Origin of the sequence: Rhodococcus sp. NPDC056743, assembly GCF_042790355.1 — a bacterium.
Lineage (GTDB): Bacteria > Actinomycetota > Actinomycetes > Mycobacteriales > Mycobacteriaceae > Rhodococcus_F.
In genome coordinates this window covers 884,646-900,796 of record NZ_JBHTZI010000001.1, presented here as the reverse complement: position 1 = coordinate 900,796, position 16,151 = coordinate 884,646, and the positions used below count along the sequence as shown (strand labels likewise).

The window sequence follows — 16,151 nt, the reverse complement described above, 5'->3', positions numbered from 1 at the left end:
GCGTGCCTCACATACGGAAGACGCCGAAGTTCTCGGCGCCTTCGATCGGGGCGGTGGCAATGGCCGACAGGCACATTCCCACCACGGTGCGGGTGTCTCGGGGGTCGATGACGCCGTCGTCGTAGAGACGCCCGGACAAGAACATCGGAAGTGACTCGGCCTCGATCTGGTTTTCGATCATCGCGCGCATGCCGGCATCGGCCTGCTCGTCGAAGACCTGGCCGCGCGCCTCGGCGGCAGCGCGTCCCACGATGGAGATGACGCCGGCGAGTTGCGCACCGCCCATGACGGCGGACTTGGAACTGGGCCAGGCGAAGAGGAATCGCGGATCGAACGCGCGCCCGCACATGCCGTAGTGACCAGCGCCGTACGACGCTCCGAGCAGGATGGAGATGTGCGGAACCTTGGAGTTGGCAACCGCATTGATCATCATCGATCCGTGCTTGATCATGCCGCCCTCCTCGTATTCCTTGCCCACCATGTATCCGGTGGTGTTGTGCAGGAACAGCAACGGCGTGTTGGAGCGGTTGGCCAGCTGGATGAACTGTGTGGCCTTCTGGGATTCCTCACTGAAGAGAACTCCACGGGCGTTCGCCAGGATGCCGATCGGGTAGCCGTTCAGCTCCGCCCAGCCGGTCACGAGAGACGACCCGTAGAGCGGCTTGAACTCGTCGAAGTCGGAACCGTCGACGATACGGGCGATGACCTCACGTGGGTCGAAAGGAATCTTCAGATCGGCAGGAACGATGCCGAGCAGCTCTTCCGGATCCTCGAGCGGTTCGATGATCTCGGCGCGAGGCGCCGGTCCCTTCTTGGTCCAGTTGAGTCGCTTGACGATCGAGCGCCCGATGCGGATCGCGTCCTGCTCGTCGGCGGCGAAGTAGTCGGCCAGCCCGGACTTGCGAGCGTGCATTTCGGCGCCGCCGAGTGCCTCGTCGTCGGACTCCTCACCGGTGGCCATCTTGACCAGCGGCGGACCTGCGAGGAACACCTTGGAGCGTTCCTTGATCATCACTACGTGGTCGGACATGCCCGGGATGTACGCGCCGCCGGCCGTCGAGTTACCGAAGACCAGTGCAATGGTGGGGATTCCGGCGGCAGAGAGCTGCGTGAGGTCACGGAACATGCGCCCGCCCGGGATGAACACCTCCTTCTGCGTCGGCAAGTCTGCGCCACCGGACTCGACCAGGGAGATCACCGGAAGACGGTTCTGCATCGCGATGTCGTTGGCGCGGAAACCCTTACGCAGCGTCCACGGGTTGCTGGTGCCGCCGCGCACGGTCGGATCGTTGGCAACAATCAGGCATTCGACACCTTCGACGACGCCGATACCGACCACGGTGCTGGCGCCGACCGGGAAATCGCTGCCCCAGGCTGCGAGGGGGCACAGTTCGAGGAACGGTGAATCCTGATCGAGGAGAAGCTCGATCCGCTCACGCGCCAGGAGCTTTCCCCGCTTGTGGTGCCGCTCGGTGTACTTCTCGCCGCCACCCGCCAGCGCCTTGGCGTGCTCGACCTCGATCTCGGCGAGCTTGGTGTTCATGGTCGATGTTGCGGTCTGGTACACCTCGGAATTGGTGTCCAGTGTGGAACGGATGACACTCATGACTGATACCCCAATCGCTTGGCCGCGAGGCCGGTGAGGATTTCGGTGGTACCGCCACCGATTCCCAGAATTCGCATGTCCCGGTACTGCCTCTCCACTTCACTTTCCTGCATGTACCCGAGGCCACCGAACAGCTGAACGGCTTGGTTGGCAACCCATTCACCCGTTTCGACGGCCGTGTTCTTCGCAAAGCACACCTCGGCGATCAGATCTCCGTCACCGACCATGTACCGCTCGATCACCGAGTGTGTGTACACCTTGGCCACATCGATCTTGCGGGCCATCTCGGTGACGGTGTTCTGCACTGCCTGGCGGCTGATCAGGGGGCGACCGAAAGTCTCGCGGGCGCGGCACCATTCGAGGGTCAACTCCAGGCACCGCTCTGCGCTGGCATACGCCTGCGCGGCGAGGGCGACACGCTCGGAGACGAATGCCTGCGCGATCTGCGCGAAGCCGCTGTTCTCGGCCCCGACCAGATTCTCCACGGGAACCCGGGCGTCGACAAAGGACAGCTCCGCGGTATCGGACGCGCGCCACCCCATCTTCTCGAGCTTGCGTGACACCGTGAATCCCGGTGTGCCCTTCTCGATCACGAGTAGTGAGACACCACCAGCGCCGGTGCCACCGGTGCGCACCGCGGTGACGACGAAGTCTGCTCGAACGCCTGAGGTGATGAACGTCTTGGCGCCGTTGACGACGTAATGGTCGCCGTCACGCTTGGCTGTGGTTGTCAGGTGTCCGACGTCGCTGCCGCCGCCCGGTTCGGTGATGGCGAGCGAGCCGATCTTGTCTCCGCGCAGCGTCGGCTTGACCCACTTCTCGATCTGCGCCTCGTCGCCGGCCGCGATCAGGTGCGGCACCGCGATGCCGCAGGTGAACAGCGAGGCGAACAATCCGCCAGACGCACCGGCCTGGTGCATCTCCTCACAGATCACGATGGAGTCGACGGCGTCGCCGCCCTCACCGCCCGCCGATTCGGGAGCACTGGCGCCGAGGAGACCCAGAGCGCCTGCCTTGCGGTGCAATTCGCGCGGGATCTCACCGTCACGCTCCCACTGCGTCAGGTGCGGCAGAATCTCCTGGTTCACGAATCCGCGTACGGTCTCGCGAAGCGCAAGCCTCTCCGGTGTGGTCCACACGGTCACCGTGAATCCTCTTTCTCGTCAGTTGCGGGAAGTAGCGAAATCGGGATGTCGATGTGGCGTGAGCGCAGCCATTCACCAATTCCCTTGGCCTGCGGATCGAACCGCGCCTGCGAGGCCACACCCTGACCGAGGATTCCCTCGATCACGAAGTTGACGGCACGAAGGTGCGGCAACTGGTAACGAGCGACGGTCAACTCTGCCGCTTCGGGCAGTAGTTCCTTGAGCTTCTCGACGGTGAGTGTGTGCGCCAACCACTTCCACTGATCGTCCGTACGAACCCAGACGCCGACGTTGGCGTTTCCGCCCTTGTCGCCGCTGCGTGCACCGGCGATCGTGCCGAGCGGCACCGAGAGCGACGACTGCGGCGGCAAAGGTTCCGGACGCTCCGGTTCGTCGACAGGTTCGAGGTCCTGCTTCAGCGTCGATGGAGCGATGTCCACCCGAGTGCCGTCTGGCAGCACGGCGACGTGAGGCACCGATTCCGCGTCGACGTAGCCGGGGGTGAACACTCCGTACGGTTGGCCGTTGCTCGGCGGCGCCGTCAGCGAGAAGCCAGGGTAGCTGGCAAGTGCCATTTCCACCGCAACCGCGGAGAAGGGGCGACCGATCACCGTGGGATCGGAATCGCGAACCACGCAGCGCAGCAACGCACTTGCAGTTTCTTCGCTATCGGAATCCGGATGATCCGTGCGGGCGAGGGTCCAGACCAGCTCGGCAGGCTTCTTCGTCAGCCAGGATTCGAGTTGACCCTTTGCCAGATCCGCTTTGGCCTCGATATCGAGACCGGTGAGGATGAACGTGGCCTCGTTGCGGAACCCGGCCAGTGTGTTCAGCGAGACCTTGCACTGCGGCGGCGGCGCCTCGCCCGTGACGCCGCTGATCAGCACCCGATCCGGACCTTCCTGGGTGAGCACCGCGTTGTCGATGCGGGTGGTCACGTCCGGGCCCGCATAGCGTCCGCCGGTGATCTCGTACAACAGCTGCGCCGTCACGGTGCCGACGCTCACCTCGCCGTCCGTTCCGGCGTGCTTGGTGATGACCGACGATCCGTCCGCGTTGATCTCGGCGATCGGGAATCCGGGCCTACCCAGATTGGGAATCTCGGTGAAGAACGCGTAGTTGCCGCCGGTGGCCTGGGTTCCGCACTCGATGACGTGGCCCGCCGCGACAGCACCGGCCAACTGATCGAAATCATCTCGCTTCCAACCGAAGTGATGCGCGGCCGGACCGACGATCACCGACGCGTCGGTGACACGTCCTGTGACCACGACATCGGCGTCGGCCGACAATGCTTCGACGATGCCCCAGGCGCCGAGGTACGCATTGGCCGTCAGCGGGGAGCCGAGTCCGAGTTCGTCTGCTCGAGAGATCAAATCGTCGCCCTCGACGTGGGCGATTTTCGCGTTCAACCCCAGCTTGGTGTTGACCTCGCGCAGCGCGTCGGCCAGCCCGGCGGGATTGAGACCGCCGGCATTAGCGACGACCTTCACGCCCTTGTCGAGCGCGAGGCCGAGGGTGTCTTCCACCTGTCGCAGGAACGTCTTCGCGTAGCCGAGAGACGGGTCCTTCATCCGATCCCGGCCGAGGATCAACATCGTCAGTTCGGCCAGGTAGTCGCCGGTGAGGTAGTCGAGTTCGCCGCCCTCGAGCATCTCGCGCATCGCCGAGACGCGGTCGCCGTAGAACCCGGAGCAGTTACCGATCCGTACCGAACTCATTTGCCCACCTTCGATTCTCGTCCCTCACCGCTGGATCCGACGGCGGCTCGTCCTTCGCCGCTGGGCCCCGCAAATGCCTGTGCGAACCCGAGCCACTCGTCCGCGTCGGCACCCACGGCGACCAGATCGAGATCGGCGCGATTGGCGCGCTGAGTGACCAGCAGGCAAAAGTCCAGCGCGGGCCCGGTCACCTTCTGCGTCGCGTCCTCCGGCCCCCAGGTCCAGATCGAACCGTCGGGCGCCGTCAACTCCACCCGGAAGTCCTCGGCGGGCGGGGTCTTCTCGTTGACCGAGTACGCAAAGTTTCGCGTGCGGACACCCAGGTGAGCGATGTTCTTGATGCGCGACGTCGGAACTCGTTCGGCGCCAAGAGCGTCGGCGACGTCCTGTCCGTGTGCCCACGTCTCCATCAACCGGGCAGTTGCCATCGAGACACCGCCCATGGGCGGGCCGTACCAGGGGAACTTGGTGCCGGCCGGGGCAGCAGTGAGCGCCTCGACGAGAGCAGCGCGCCCCGCTCGCCAATCGGCGAGCAACTCTGCGGGCGGCCGGGCGGCCTGCTCGGCAGCACCGTCGTCGACGAATCCCGCCGGATTCACGAACGCCGCCTTCAACTGCTCCGCGAACCCGTCCGGGTCGGTGATCGCCAGGATTGCTGCACTGTCCGTCCAGTGCAGGTGCCCGATCTGATGGGCGATGGTCCACCCTTCCGCAGGCGTCAATGTCGCCCACTTCTCCTCGGGCAGATCTGCAACCAGGGCGTCGAGGCTGTCGCCCTCGGCCCGCAAGTCATCGATGAACGTCTGAAGTTCGGCCATGCGACCAGCATCACACCAGTGCAGATAAAAATCAAGCATGAATGATTGTTATTGAGAAATCATGTGGTGAGAGACTGGGCGCAACTGCCATCTACCACCAGGAGCACCCATGAGCGACGCCGTACTCATCTCCCGAACCGGCGACGTGGTCACGTGGACCCTCAATCGCCCGGACACCCGCAACGCCATCTCCGAGATCGACATGATCGAAGCTCTCGAAGACGCGGTCACTGCGGTCAACCGTGATCAGAGCGTGCGCGCGGTCATCCTCACCGGAGCCGGATCAGCCTTCTCCTCCGGCGGCAACGTCAAACACATGCGAGACAAGGAGGGCATGTTCGGTGGCGCTCCCGGCGATATCCGCCAGGGTTACCGGCACGGGATCCAGCGCATTCCTCTCGCTCTGTACACGTGCGAAGTCCCGACCATCGCGGCCGTCAACGGCCCGGCCATCGGAGCGGGCTGCGATCTCTCCCTCATGTGCGACCTTCGCATCGGGTCCACAGCCGCAGTCTTCGCCGAGAGCTTCGTCAAAGTAGGACTCATCCCCGGCGACGGCGGAGCATGGTTGCTCCCCCGCGCGATCGGCAACGCCCGCGCCGCCGAGATGGCGTTCACCGGCGAACCCATCGACGCCGCCAAGGCACTCGACTGGGGACTCATCTCCCAGATAACCGAGCCCGGCGAATTGCTCGCCGCAGCACAGTCTTTGGCAGCGCGCGTAGCCGCCAACCCCCCGCAGGTGCTCCGCATGACCAAAAAGCTCCTCCGCGAGGGCCAGCATCAAAGCCTCGAGAGCCTGCTCGAACTCTCGGCCGCCATGCAGTCGATCGCCCATCACACTCGCGATCACCACGAAGCCGTCGCCGCGATGCTCGAGCGTCGTAGTCCTGAGTTCACCGGAGAATGAAGGCCGGCAATCAGTTACTGCCGGTCGGCGCAGTCCTCACCTCGATACTTTCGCTCCAGTTCGGAGCGGCATTCGCGACGACACTGTTCTCGGAGATCGGACCAGCCGGAGCCACGACGCTGCGGCTGACGATCGCCGCGATCATCCTGGGCGTCATCGTCCGGCCGAGGTGGAGCAGGTGGTCGAACCGGCAGCGCAAAGGCATCTTCGCGTTGGGAATCGCGCTGGCCGTCATGAACGGTGCCTTCTACCTCGCCCTCGACACGGTGCCGATCGGTACTGCCGTCACCATCGAGTTCCTCGGACCGTTGACGCTGGCCGCAGTTCTGTCGCGTCGGTGGGCCGACGGAGCGTGGGTACTGCTCGCCTTCGGCGGAGTGTTGCTGCTCGGGTTGGGAGATCACGGGGAATCCGGGTTGGATCCGGTCGGGGTGATCTTCGCGTTGATCGCGGCAGCCGCCTGGGCGGGATACATCATCGCCGGTTCGCACCTCGCCGCGACGCTACCGAGCGCCGACGGATTGGCCGGCGCAAGCATCGTTGCGGCGGTATTGACGCTGCCCTTCGGCGTCGTCTCCGGCGGCAGCGAGCTGCTGGATCCGAAGATGCTCGCGGCAGGCGCGGCCGTCGCCATCCTCTCGTCCGTCATCCCCTACAGCCTGGAGATGTGGGCGCTGCGGTCCTTGGCCAAGAAGGTCTTTGCCGTCCTCATCGCCCTCGAACCGGCAGCGGCGGCATTGGCCGGCGTGGTCGTCATCGGTCAGGCCCTCGATTCCATGACCCTCGTTGCCATCGGACTGGTTGTCGTGGCCGGCATCGGCACCGTTGTGATGAATCGAAAGCCCACTTCGAAATAGGTCCAGGTACGGTCGAAGCACTTTCATCCCACGCTCAGGAGAACCATGACCAACCCGATCATCGCCACCGTCAACGGACGCACTCCGGCAATCGACGACAGCGCCTTCATCGCACCCAACGCCACAGTGGTCGGTGACGTCACCATCGCCGCGGGCGCCAGCATCTGGTACGGCGCAGTCCTGCGTGGCGACGCCGAATCGATCTCCATCGGCGCGGACACCAACATTCAGGACAACTGCACGGTGCATGCCGACCCGACGTTCCCCGCGGTACTGGGCGAGCGAATCTCGATCGGCCACAACGCGGTGCTGCACGGGTGCACCGTCGAAGACGACGTGCTTGTCGGCATGGGCGCTGTAGTGCTCAACGGCGCGCACATCGGATCCGGTTCACTGATCGCTGCCGGCGCCGTCGTGTCGCAGGGGATCCAGATCCCGCCCGGATCGTTGGTCGCCGGTGTGCCGGCCAAGGTCAAACGTGAACTCTCCGAAGGTGAAAAAGCCGGTATCAGCGCCAACGGCGCCGGATACCTGCTCCTCGCGAAGGCTCACCGGGACATCTGATTGTGAAGGATTTCGCTCGCTGAGCGAGCGAAATCCTTCACAATCAGAGCTAGCCCCGCGGCCGCAGCGTACTGTTCGGCAACTCGGGCGCGGGCAGCGCTGGACCGTCGTATCCCGGCACGACACCAAATCGCTGATCCGGGACGCTGCCGTCGAATCCGGAGGCCAGTTCGGCTTGCCACTTGCGTCGATACTCGACGATCTCTTCATGGGTGCGGCCCATGAAGTTCCACCACATGATGACCTGCTCCCCCAAGGGCTTACCCCCGAGCAGCAGGACCCGAGCCGGTTCGGAACCCGGATTCCGCACTGTCAGCTTCCCGAAACCCGGTGCTTGATAACCCAACTCGGCCCAGCCAACAGTGGTGCCGCGTAGCACAACCGATCCTTGATCGACGATCACGCCGTGTTCGTGGGAACGATCGACATCGAGGGCGATTTCCGCGCCCGGATCGAGAATCACCTCGGCACCGAGCAATTCGGTGAAAGTAGATACCGGCGACGTCTCACCGGCAAGCGAACCGAGGAACACGCTGAGCCTGGCGCCCCCGATGGTCACCGGCTCCGGTCGATAGTGAACAAACGCGGGCGCGGTATCGCGCGACGCATCCGGAAGCGCCACCCACAACTGCATGCCGTGCAGAACCTTCGTGTTCGGCGTCGAGACCTCCGAATGCGCGATCCCACGCCCGGCCGTCATCAAGTTCAGTTCACCCGGGCGCACCATGGCGTGTGAGCCGATGCTGTCGCGGTGCTCGATCTCCCCGGTGAACAGCCAACTGACCGTCTGCAAGCCAGTATGCGGATGCGGTGGCACAAGCATGCCGGGTCCACTGCCGACATCGTCAGGTCCGTAGTGATCGGCAAAACACCACGCACCGATCAGCGAACGATCACGCTGCGGCAGAGTGCGTCGTACCCGCATTGCCCGTGGGCCGCCGAGCGGAACGTCCCGCGGGGTGAGGATCTGGATCTCGGTGTTGTCGGGTTTGCCTTCACACTCTTGCTCTACGGGGTGCACGTCAAGGTTGCTCATCTCTTCATCCTGCCTCGGGTTGCGCCGGGGTGCCTGAGAACTATGCCGAGACCGCGCTGTTGTCACGGGCAGCCTTCATCGACGCGTGGGTGGGCGGGTTGTCCGGGACATGCGCCGGACGACGGGCCGCGAACTCACGACGCAGAACCGGCACAACTTCCTCGCCGAGAAGGTCGAGTTGCTCGAGAACAGTCTTGAGCGGAAGGCCCGCGTGGTCCATGAGGAACAGCTGACGCTGGTAGTCGCCGAAGAAGTCCGCGAACGCCAGGGTCTTCTCGATGACCTGCTCCGGCGAACCGACTGTCAGCGGAGTCTGCTCGGTGAACTCCTCGAGTGACGGTCCGTGGCCGTATACCGGCGCATTGTCGAAATACGGACGGAATTCCTTGACGGCGTCCTGACTGTTCTTGCGCATGAAGACCTGACCGCCCAGCCCGACAATCGCCTGATCGGCGGTGCCGTGCCCATAGTGCTCGTAGCGCTGACGGTAAAGGTTGATGAGCTCGATGTAGTGCTCCTTGGGCCAGAAGATGTTGTTCGCGAAGAACCCGTCACCGTGATACGCAGCAATTTCCGCGATCTCGGGACTACGAATCGAGCCGTGCCATACGAAGGGCGCAATGCCGTCGAGGGGGCGCGGTGTGGACGTGAAACCTTGCAGCGGAGTGCGGTACTCCCCTTGCCAGTTCACCACTTCCTCGTCCCAGAGCCGGCGCAAGAGTTGATAGTTCTCGAGGGCTAACGGAATACCGGCGCGAATGTCCTTGCCGAACCACGGGTACACGGGCGCAGTGTTGCCCCGACCCATCATGAGGTCGACGCGTCCTTCCGCGAGATGCTGGAGCATCGCGTAGTCTTCGGCGATCTTCACCGGATCATTGGTGGTGATCAGCGTCGTCGACGTGGACAGCGTGATCTTCTCGGCCTGGGCGGCAATGTAGCCGAGCATCGTGGTGGGTGACGACGGCACAAACGGCTTGTTGTGATGCTCGCCGGTTGCGAAGACGTCGAGGCCTACTTCTTCGGCATGCTTGGCAATGGTGGTCATCGCCTTGATGCGCTCGTGCTCGGTGGGTGCAATCCCCGTCGTGGGGTCGGTAGTGACGTCACCGACCGTGAAGATTCCGAACTGCATGGTTACTCCTATTCAAAGGGCGTTGATCCCTACGACAGCATGTAGATAATTTAACATTCAACCATCTAGCGCTATTCCCACCCTTCACGACGCCGAGGGCGGTAAGCACAATGTGTGCTTACCGCCCTCGGCGTTCTGGAGAATTAGATCAGTGCATCATGATCGGCGCGGACGAATCGCCCTCGGCCACAACCCGCGTCGTCTTGCTACGCGGCAGGAAGAATGCCGGGATGAAAGTCAGGACGATCAGTACGGTTGCCACGAGGAACGTGTTGCCGAATGCGTCGGCGGCAGAACTCAGAATCGAATCGACCATCGACGGATCCGGACCCACCGGCGGCGGAAGATGTGCCATACCGACCTCGACGCTTGTCAGATCGCGATTGAGCAGCTGGTTGGTGAGAACCACGGACATCACGGCGGTACCGATAGAACCTGCGGTCTGCTGAACAATATTCATGAGTGTCGAACCGCGAGCGATCTGCTCGTTGGACAGCGTCACGATCGCGGCCGTCATCAGCGGCATCATCGTGCAACCCATACCCATACCCATGACGAACAGGGCAGCCATCAGCATCCACGTCGGGGAATCGGACGCGACCTGGGTGAAGACGCCCATGCCGATCAGGATCAACGGAAGACCCGTCAACACGATCTTGCCTGCGCCCATCTTGTCGACGAGTCGGCCGGCGATCGGCATCGTCAACATTGCACCGAGGCCCTGCGGAGCCATGAGCAGACCTGCTGCCAGCGTCGTGTGCCCACCCACCTGGATGAAGAAGCTCGGGAACAACAAACCGGCACCCATGAACGCGACGATGAACAGCGACGTCGTGATGACGGCGACCGACAGCTGCCGGTTCTTGAACAGGCGCAGGTCGATCAGCGGATGATCCTTGCGCAGCGCATGGAACACGAACGCGATGATCAGCACCAAACCGATACCGGCGGAGACCAAGACCCTTGCGGACGCGACCGTCCCGACCTCGGGGATCGAGGACACGCCGAAGAGGAACAGCGCCAGACCCGGTGACAGCAGCACCATGCCGAGGAAGTCGAACGACTCCGAAGGCTGGGGCTTGTCCGAAGGGAGAATCTTGAATGCCGCAACTAGGGCAATGGCACCGATCGGCAGGTTGATCAGGAAGATCCAGTGCCAGCTTGCGACCTCGATCAGCCAACCACCGAGAATCGGTCCACCGATGGGGCCGAGCAGCATCGGAATGCCGAGCACGGCCATGACGCGACCGACTCGCTCCGGACCGGCAGCCTTGGTCATGATCGTCATACCGAGCGGCATCAGCATGCCGCCGCCCAGGCCCTGCAGAACTCGGAAACCGATCAATGACGTGATGTCCCACGCCATCGCGCAGGCAACCGAACCCAGCACGAACAGCACAAGGGCCGTCATATACAGGCGTTTGGTGCCGAATCGGTCAGCGGCCCATCCCGTCACCGGGATTACTGTTGCGAGCGCAAGCGTGTAGGCAGTCATGGTCCACGCAACCGTCGCGTAGGACGTCTGGAAGTCCTCGGCAAAAGTAGTAAGCGCAACGCTCACCACGGTCACGTCGAGAATCGACATGATGGCACCGAGCACCACCACGGATGCGATTTTGAGTACCGCACCGTCTAACTTGTCGGACGCCGGTGCCGGCGCGTTCGGCGATGTCATCGCGAAGTCTCCTGGGTAGATGCTCGCAGGTAGTCACCCGCGAGAATGGGCTCGAGCGCCTCGACAAGTCGAAGCCGTTCCGGCGCGGGCACGCGCGACGCAAAATCACGAAGCTGTCCACGCTTGCATTCGATGTGATTGGACGTGACCTTAACGCCGGCCTCCGACAGGGAAACCCGTTTGACACGCCGGTCACGTTCGTCCTCACGCCGCACGACCAACCCCATGTGTACGAGTTGGTCGATATTGCGTCCCGTCGCCGCCACCGAGAGCCGAAGCTCGTCGGCGACCTCGTTGATCGGGACGGGCGCATCGCACTGCCCGAGAACAAACAGCACACGCACCTGACTGAACGAGAGATCCAACTCGATCAATGCGTCGATCGACTCCGAATCACCGGCGCTCATCAGACGAGTGAACAACTCGTCGAGTGCTCCGAACAGGTCATCAGAATCCGAGGCGATCACCTGGCGAATAGTAGTGCGGATGCAACTATTGCCCAAACGTAACTAACGCGCAACCCGATTTTCGGTGAGCAACGTCACCTCCGATGACTCATTCCTGCACCAAAATCGCCTTTCCGAGAACTTTGCCCGTTTCCAGATCAGTGAGCGCCAAGGCCGCATCCTCCAGAAGGTATCGAGCTTTGACGAGGGGTCGCAACCCATTTTCGACATGACGCACCAACGACGCATGCACCTGGGCAACTGCCTCGCGATCAGTACGTGTGAACTCGCCCCACGCCGCCCCGACGATGCTGATGTTGCGGAAAAGCACCCGATTCACCTTCACTTCGGGAATCCCGCCGCCGGCGAACCCGATCACGACAAGGCGGCCTTCCGGCGCCAAGACACGGACCGCCTCGTCGAACGCGTCACCACCGACAGGATCAACAACTATCTGCGCTCCCTTACCGTCGGTCAGCTCACGAACCCGCTCCCCCCAACCCGGCGCCAGTGCCACCACCTCGTCGGCTCCCAACTCACGGAGGAATTCCTCGACACCGGGGCGCCGAACCACAGCGATCACCCGCGCACCGTGCGCCTTGGCCAACTGGATGGTCGCGGTGCCCACGCCGCCCGCCGCGCCGAGCACAACCACGGTTTCGCCGGCCACGATCTTGGCGCGACGAGCCAGCGCGAACTCCATCGTCTGATAATTGATGATCAACGACGCGGCTTCGTCGAAATCCAAAGAGTCCGGAATTCGCAGCACCTGCGACGGGTCGACTGCTATTCGTTCCGCATATCCCCCGAGATACGTCGCCGCGAGCACCCGATCACCCGGAGCGAAGCCCGACTCCTCCGGAGCCGAGATCACGACGCCCGAGATTTCCGCACCCGGGACAAACGGAGGCTCCGGACGGAGCTGATACTTGCCGTAGGTGATCAACAAGTCCGGAAAGCAAACCCCACTTGCCTTGACGTCGATGAGAACCTTGCCAGACGCATCAGGTTCGGGGATCTCCTCGAGGTCGAGCCCTTGCGGGCCGGACAACTCGGTAACAACCATCGCGCGCACAGCAACTCCTCGTCGGGAAAGTAGTCGGACATCGTGTATTCCCGACCTTAGCCTCCCGTCCGACCATCGCAGCAAGGGAACCGAACGCAAGGTATGAAAACGCGCACCACAAGGGTCGCAAGGATATTCGTCGCCAACCGAACGTCTTGCGGGTTCACATCAATTCCCCCGGTATGTAAGCTTGGGTGATATCGGGGTTTCAGTTTGTTTCCGAGAATTTGCGCACAGCCTAGCGAACTACGGCCACAGACCTCGGCTCGCGAACTTCCGAACCTTGTGTGCGGGAACAAGATTTGCGTGCCGGAACAAATAGTGGCACCGATGACGACCAAGGGCGGGATAACCATGCATGATGACGCTCTATACCTTTGTGCCCTGACCCATTTCGCGTCGCCGCCGCTCGAATGCAAATCGGCAACACACACCCTTCACGACCTGGCGTGCTACATCGCCGACATATTCGGTACCGCAGCGGCAAGCGTTACCGTGACCCTTCCCGATCAACCGGACATCACGTCGATCAGCGACGCCGAGTTCGACCGGTGCGAACAAGAGTTTCGAACAGGTCCGGGCGGGTTACCCCGACTCCACAGCCTGCAGATCACCGATGTTCCAGGAGCGGCACACGCCTGGCCGGCCTTTGCGGCTCAAGCAAGCCACCTGGGTGTCAAAGCCGTGGCGACACTTCCGCTTTACCGTGAAACGAGAAACGTCGGCGGGTCGGCATCCCCCACGCACATAGGTATCGGGACCCTGACCGTGTTCTCACACGAGATGATCGCCTGGGACGACGACGACGTGACTGCTGCCCGAGCACTGACCGCCGTTGCAATGGGGTTCATACTCATGTCACTCGAATTGCAAGAGCACGAACGAGTATCCCTGCAGCTGCAACATGCCCTCGAGACCCGGATCGTTGTCGAACAGGCCAAAGGCATCATCTCCAAGGACCACAACACCACCATCGACTCTGCCTACCAACTCATCCGCCGGCGCGCACGAAGCCACAACGCGACAGTACTGTCCGTCGCGCGGGCGATTGTCGAACTCGGATTGAAGGTGTGATCGATGCGCGTTGCATTGGTGACACCGGCATTCCCCCCGTCGATCGGCGGGGTCGAAGACCACGTCGCTCAGTTGGCCACTCATCTGAGCGCCACCGGGATCGACGTCGAAGTCTTCAGCGGCAGCCGCAGAGCGGAAATACCGCAGACTCCGCACGCACGCGATCCGCTTGTCCATCGCTACCGCGCCTGGAGAACCACCGCTGTGTCTGTCTCGCCCCGGCTCTTGATCCGAACCATGCACCTCGACAAGACGTTTGACATCGTCCATGTACACAGTTATCACGCGTCCTCCGCCCTGGCGGCACTGACAGGGTTACGTCGCCCGGTGGTCTTCACTCCACATTTTCACGGCAGCGGACACACTCGATCCACCAGTATGCTGCATACGCTCTACCGGAAATTCTCCCGAGCGCTCTTCACATCGAGTGCGGCAGTGATCTGCGTGTCAGACGCGGAACTCGAATTGGTACACGCATACTTCCCAGACCTCGACACGGATACGACGGTCATTCCCAACGGCGTCGACGCAACCACAGTGCGCGCTGCCGTACCGTATCCCGACGAGAGTGCCACGCTGTTGTTTCACGGCCGCTTGGAACCCTACAAGCGCGTGGATCGCATCATCGAGGCCATGGTCGAATTGCCCGACACCATCCAACTTGTTGTCGTCGGCGACGGTTCAGCTCGAAATGCACTGGCTGCCAATTCCGCCCGCCTCGGACTCGGCGACCGGGTGCGGTTTCCAGGACGGCTGGATACTCCCGGGGTGCATCGCTGGCTCAAGACGGCGGATGTGTCCATCTCGTTGTCGGAGCATGAAGCATTTGGTATCGCCCCCCTCGAATCCGCCGCAGCGGGATCACGAATCATCCTCAGCGACATACCTGCTCATCGTGAGATCGTCCGCCGATTCCTCGGCGCCGAGGCAGTTCTGATCCCTCCGACTGCCGGTGCCACATCCATTGCCCGCGCGATTGTACGACAGTTGAGTGCCGGACTCGCGGACGAAGTGTTCTTGCCGGAGTGGACCAGCGTGGCAGCCGCAACGGCCGATGTGTACCGACGCGTACTGGAGCGGGCCGTAGCGGGCCGTAGCGGCGAGAGTCGTCGAGGAGTAAGTTCAGATTAGTCGGCATGCCCTTGTTCCCTGGTACTTCCGCACTCACTATTCGGAGCTGCCCCTGATTCCCGGTAGCTCGTCCATCCCCGTACGGACGAGTCAGGTGGCACCCGCGATGAATCAGCCTTCGTTTCCGCACAACCGGGCACAGATCGGATCAGCAACCCGCCGCGGGGTGAGCCTCTCGATACTGATGCCGGTATTCAACGAGGAACGCACACTGAAGTCTGCGATAGAGCGCGTATTCGCCGTTCACTACCCGTGCCGAATGGAACTGATCGTCGTCGACGACGGCAGCACCGATCGCACCGCTGAAATTCTCGACGCTCAGCGATCAGATGCCCGAACATCGAAAGACATTGTTGTGGTGACTCATCCGTCCAACCGCGGCAAGGGCGCGGCTATTCGAACCGGATTGGACTACGCCGCGGGAAGTCACCTCGTCATCCTCGATGCGGATCTCGAATATCTGCCGAGCGATATTCCGTCGCTGATCGCACCGGTGCTGGCCGGGTACTCCGATCACGTGTTCGGCGCGAGGGTCCGCGGAGTCAACGCCTGCTTTCCGTCATTTCGGTTTGCCATCGGCGGACGCGCAACCACACTTTTTGCCAATGTGTTGTACGACGCCTGCCTGACGGACATGCATACCTGCCTCAAACTCATTCCGACCGAGCAACTTCGCTCCCTGACATTGACCGAAGGAGGATTCGGCCTCGACACGGAAGTGACAGCACGATTACTGCGGTGCGGTATCCGGCCGCTCGAAGTGCCGGTGTCCTACCACGGACGATCCGTGTCGGAAGGCAAGAAGATCACCTGGCGAGATGGTGTTGCCTGCCTTGCCGTCATGGCCCGTGTTCGGGTGCAGCACCGACCGGAGATCACACCGGTTGCAGGCCGGATCGCGATAGTCGGAGCAGCACAGGGCGATCCGCCGCGCAGGGTGTTGCATCTACCGAGGGCTGTGGGGTGAGCC

15 protein-coding genes are annotated in these 16,151 nt (G+C 62.6%); 6 read left to right on the top strand and 9 right to left on the bottom strand.

Features of this window, described 5'->3' with window-relative positions; translation table 11 throughout:
• Nucleotides 1–7 precede the first annotated feature (7 nt).
• The 4 genes from ACFRFQ_RS04075 to ACFRFQ_RS04060 are packed head-to-tail and all read right to left on the bottom strand — an operon-like array spanning nt 8 to nt 5,287.
• Nucleotides 8–1,606, bottom strand: coding sequence for an acyl-CoA carboxylase subunit beta (locus ACFRFQ_RS04075; protein ID WP_378653322.1), 1,599 nt, complete (start codon nt 1,604–1,606; stop codon nt 8–10).
• A complete protein-coding gene (locus ACFRFQ_RS04070) occupies nt 1,603–2,751 on the bottom strand; it encodes an acyl-CoA dehydrogenase family protein (protein ID WP_378653320.1) in 1,149 nt (382 codons plus the stop codon). Before ACFRFQ_RS04070 ends, ACFRFQ_RS04075 begins: the two co-directional genes overlap by 4 nt.
• Complete coding sequence (locus tag ACFRFQ_RS04065) at nt 2,748–4,469, bottom strand: acyclic terpene utilization AtuA family protein (protein ID WP_378653317.1); 1,722 nt, start codon at nt 4,467–4,469, stop codon at nt 2,748–2,750. Before ACFRFQ_RS04065 ends, ACFRFQ_RS04070 begins: the two co-directional genes overlap by 4 nt.
• Nucleotides 4,466–5,287 (bottom strand): TIGR03084 family metal-binding protein, encoded by an 822-nt coding sequence (locus ACFRFQ_RS04060; protein WP_378653315.1) that lies wholly within the window; start codon nt 5,285–5,287, stop codon nt 4,466–4,468. Before ACFRFQ_RS04060 ends, ACFRFQ_RS04065 begins: the two co-directional genes overlap by 4 nt.
• A gap of 109 nt (nt 5,288–5,396) precedes the next feature.
• Here ACFRFQ_RS04060 and ACFRFQ_RS04055 point away from each other — a divergent pair, with 109 nt between their 5' ends.
• The 3 genes from ACFRFQ_RS04055 to ACFRFQ_RS04045 are packed head-to-tail and all read left to right on the top strand — an operon-like array spanning nt 5,397 to nt 7,618.
• Nucleotides 5,397–6,197: a crotonase/enoyl-CoA hydratase family protein gene (locus ACFRFQ_RS04055; protein ID WP_378653312.1), complete on the top strand. Its 801-nt coding sequence runs from the start codon at nt 5,397–5,399 to the stop codon at nt 6,195–6,197.
• Nucleotides 6,194–7,054, top strand: coding sequence for a DMT family transporter (locus ACFRFQ_RS04050; protein ID WP_378653310.1), 861 nt, complete (start codon nt 6,194–6,196; stop codon nt 7,052–7,054). Before ACFRFQ_RS04055 ends, ACFRFQ_RS04050 begins: the two co-directional genes overlap by 4 nt.
• A 45-nt stretch (nt 7,055–7,099) precedes the next feature.
• Entirely contained in the window at nt 7,100–7,618 is a 519-nt protein-coding gene (locus ACFRFQ_RS04045; protein WP_378653308.1) for a gamma carbonic anhydrase family protein, read from the top strand.
• 49 nt (nt 7,619–7,667) lie between these two features.
• Here the strand turns inward: ACFRFQ_RS04045 and ACFRFQ_RS04040 are convergent, their stop codons facing one another.
• The 5 genes from ACFRFQ_RS04040 to ACFRFQ_RS04020 form a co-directional block, all read right to left on the bottom strand.
• Entirely contained in the window at nt 7,668–8,654 is a 987-nt protein-coding gene (locus tag ACFRFQ_RS04040) for a pirin family protein (RefSeq protein ID WP_378653305.1), read from the bottom strand.
• A 40-nt stretch (nt 8,655–8,694) separates the two neighbouring features.
• A complete protein-coding gene (locus ACFRFQ_RS04035; RefSeq protein WP_378653303.1) occupies nt 8,695–9,789 on the bottom strand; it encodes an LLM class flavin-dependent oxidoreductase in 1,095 nt (364 codons plus the stop codon).
• Nucleotides 9,790–9,937: 148 nt separating this feature from the next.
• A complete protein-coding gene (locus ACFRFQ_RS04030) occupies nt 9,938–11,464 on the bottom strand; it encodes a DHA2 family efflux MFS transporter permease subunit (protein WP_378653301.1) in 1,527 nt (508 codons plus the stop codon).
• Entirely contained in the window at nt 11,461–11,931 is a 471-nt protein-coding gene (locus ACFRFQ_RS04025) for a MarR family winged helix-turn-helix transcriptional regulator (RefSeq protein WP_378653299.1), read from the bottom strand. The genes ACFRFQ_RS04030 and ACFRFQ_RS04025 overlap by 4 nt, the downstream gene beginning before the upstream one ends.
• A gap of 88 nt (nt 11,932–12,019) precedes the next feature.
• Entirely contained in the window at nt 12,020–12,985 is a 966-nt protein-coding gene (locus ACFRFQ_RS04020) for an NADPH:quinone oxidoreductase family protein (RefSeq protein WP_378653296.1), read from the bottom strand.
• Nucleotides 12,986–13,306: 321 nt separating this feature from the next.
• Between ACFRFQ_RS04020 and ACFRFQ_RS04015 the strand changes: the two genes are divergently transcribed.
• The 3 genes from ACFRFQ_RS04015 (at nt 13,307) to ACFRFQ_RS04005 (ending at nt 16,148) form a co-directional block, all read left to right on the top strand.
• Complete coding sequence (locus ACFRFQ_RS04015) at nt 13,307–14,050, top strand: ANTAR domain-containing response regulator (protein ID WP_378653294.1); 744 nt, start codon at nt 13,307–13,309, stop codon at nt 14,048–14,050.
• A gap of 3 nt (nt 14,051–14,053) precedes the next feature.
• On the top strand, nt 14,054–15,181 hold the full coding sequence (locus ACFRFQ_RS04010; protein WP_378653291.1) for a glycosyltransferase family 4 protein: 1,128 nt from the start codon (nt 14,054–14,056) through the stop codon (nt 15,179–15,181).
• Nucleotides 15,182–15,287: 106 nt separating this feature from the next.
• Complete coding sequence (locus ACFRFQ_RS04005; protein WP_378653289.1) at nt 15,288–16,148, top strand: glycosyltransferase family 2 protein; 861 nt, start codon at nt 15,288–15,290, stop codon at nt 16,146–16,148.
• Nucleotides 16,149–16,151 lie beyond the last annotated feature (3 nt).

What these genes read in the sequence shown, in the direction of transcription:
- ACFRFQ_RS04075 (WP_378653322.1), bottom strand. Translation starts at nt 1,606, where the DNA reads ATGAGTGTCATCCGTTCCACACTGGACACCAATTCCGAGGTGTACCAG.
- ACFRFQ_RS04065 (WP_378653317.1), bottom strand. Translation starts at nt 4,469, where the DNA reads ATGAGTTCGGTACGGATCGGTAACTGCTCCGGGTTCTACGGCGACCGC.
- ACFRFQ_RS04060 (WP_378653315.1), bottom strand. Translation starts at nt 5,287, where the DNA reads ATGGCCGAACTTCAGACGTTCATCGATGACTTGCGGGCCGAGGGCGAC.
- ACFRFQ_RS04055 (WP_378653312.1), top strand. Translation starts at nt 5,397, where the DNA reads ATGAGCGACGCCGTACTCATCTCCCGAACCGGCGACGTGGTCACGTGG.
- ACFRFQ_RS04050 (WP_378653310.1), top strand. Translation starts at nt 6,194, where the DNA reads ATGAAGGCCGGCAATCAGTTACTGCCGGTCGGCGCAGTCCTCACCTCG.
- ACFRFQ_RS04045 (WP_378653308.1), top strand. Translation starts at nt 7,100, where the DNA reads ATGACCAACCCGATCATCGCCACCGTCAACGGACGCACTCCGGCAATC.
- ACFRFQ_RS04040 (WP_378653305.1), bottom strand. Translation starts at nt 8,654, where the DNA reads ATGAGCAACCTTGACGTGCACCCCGTAGAGCAAGAGTGTGAAGGCAAA.
- ACFRFQ_RS04035 (WP_378653303.1), bottom strand. Translation starts at nt 9,789, where the DNA reads ATGCAGTTCGGAATCTTCACGGTCGGTGACGTCACTACCGACCCCACG.
- ACFRFQ_RS04030 (WP_378653301.1), bottom strand. Translation starts at nt 11,464, where the DNA reads ATGACATCGCCGAACGCGCCGGCACCGGCGTCCGACAAGTTAGACGGT.
- ACFRFQ_RS04015 (WP_378653294.1), top strand. Translation starts at nt 13,307, where the DNA reads ATGACGACCAAGGGCGGGATAACCATGCATGATGACGCTCTATACCTT.
- ACFRFQ_RS04010 (WP_378653291.1), top strand. Translation starts at nt 14,054, where the DNA reads ATGCGCGTTGCATTGGTGACACCGGCATTCCCCCCGTCGATCGGCGGG.
- ACFRFQ_RS04005 (WP_378653289.1), top strand. Translation starts at nt 15,288, where the DNA reads ATGAATCAGCCTTCGTTTCCGCACAACCGGGCACAGATCGGATCAGCA.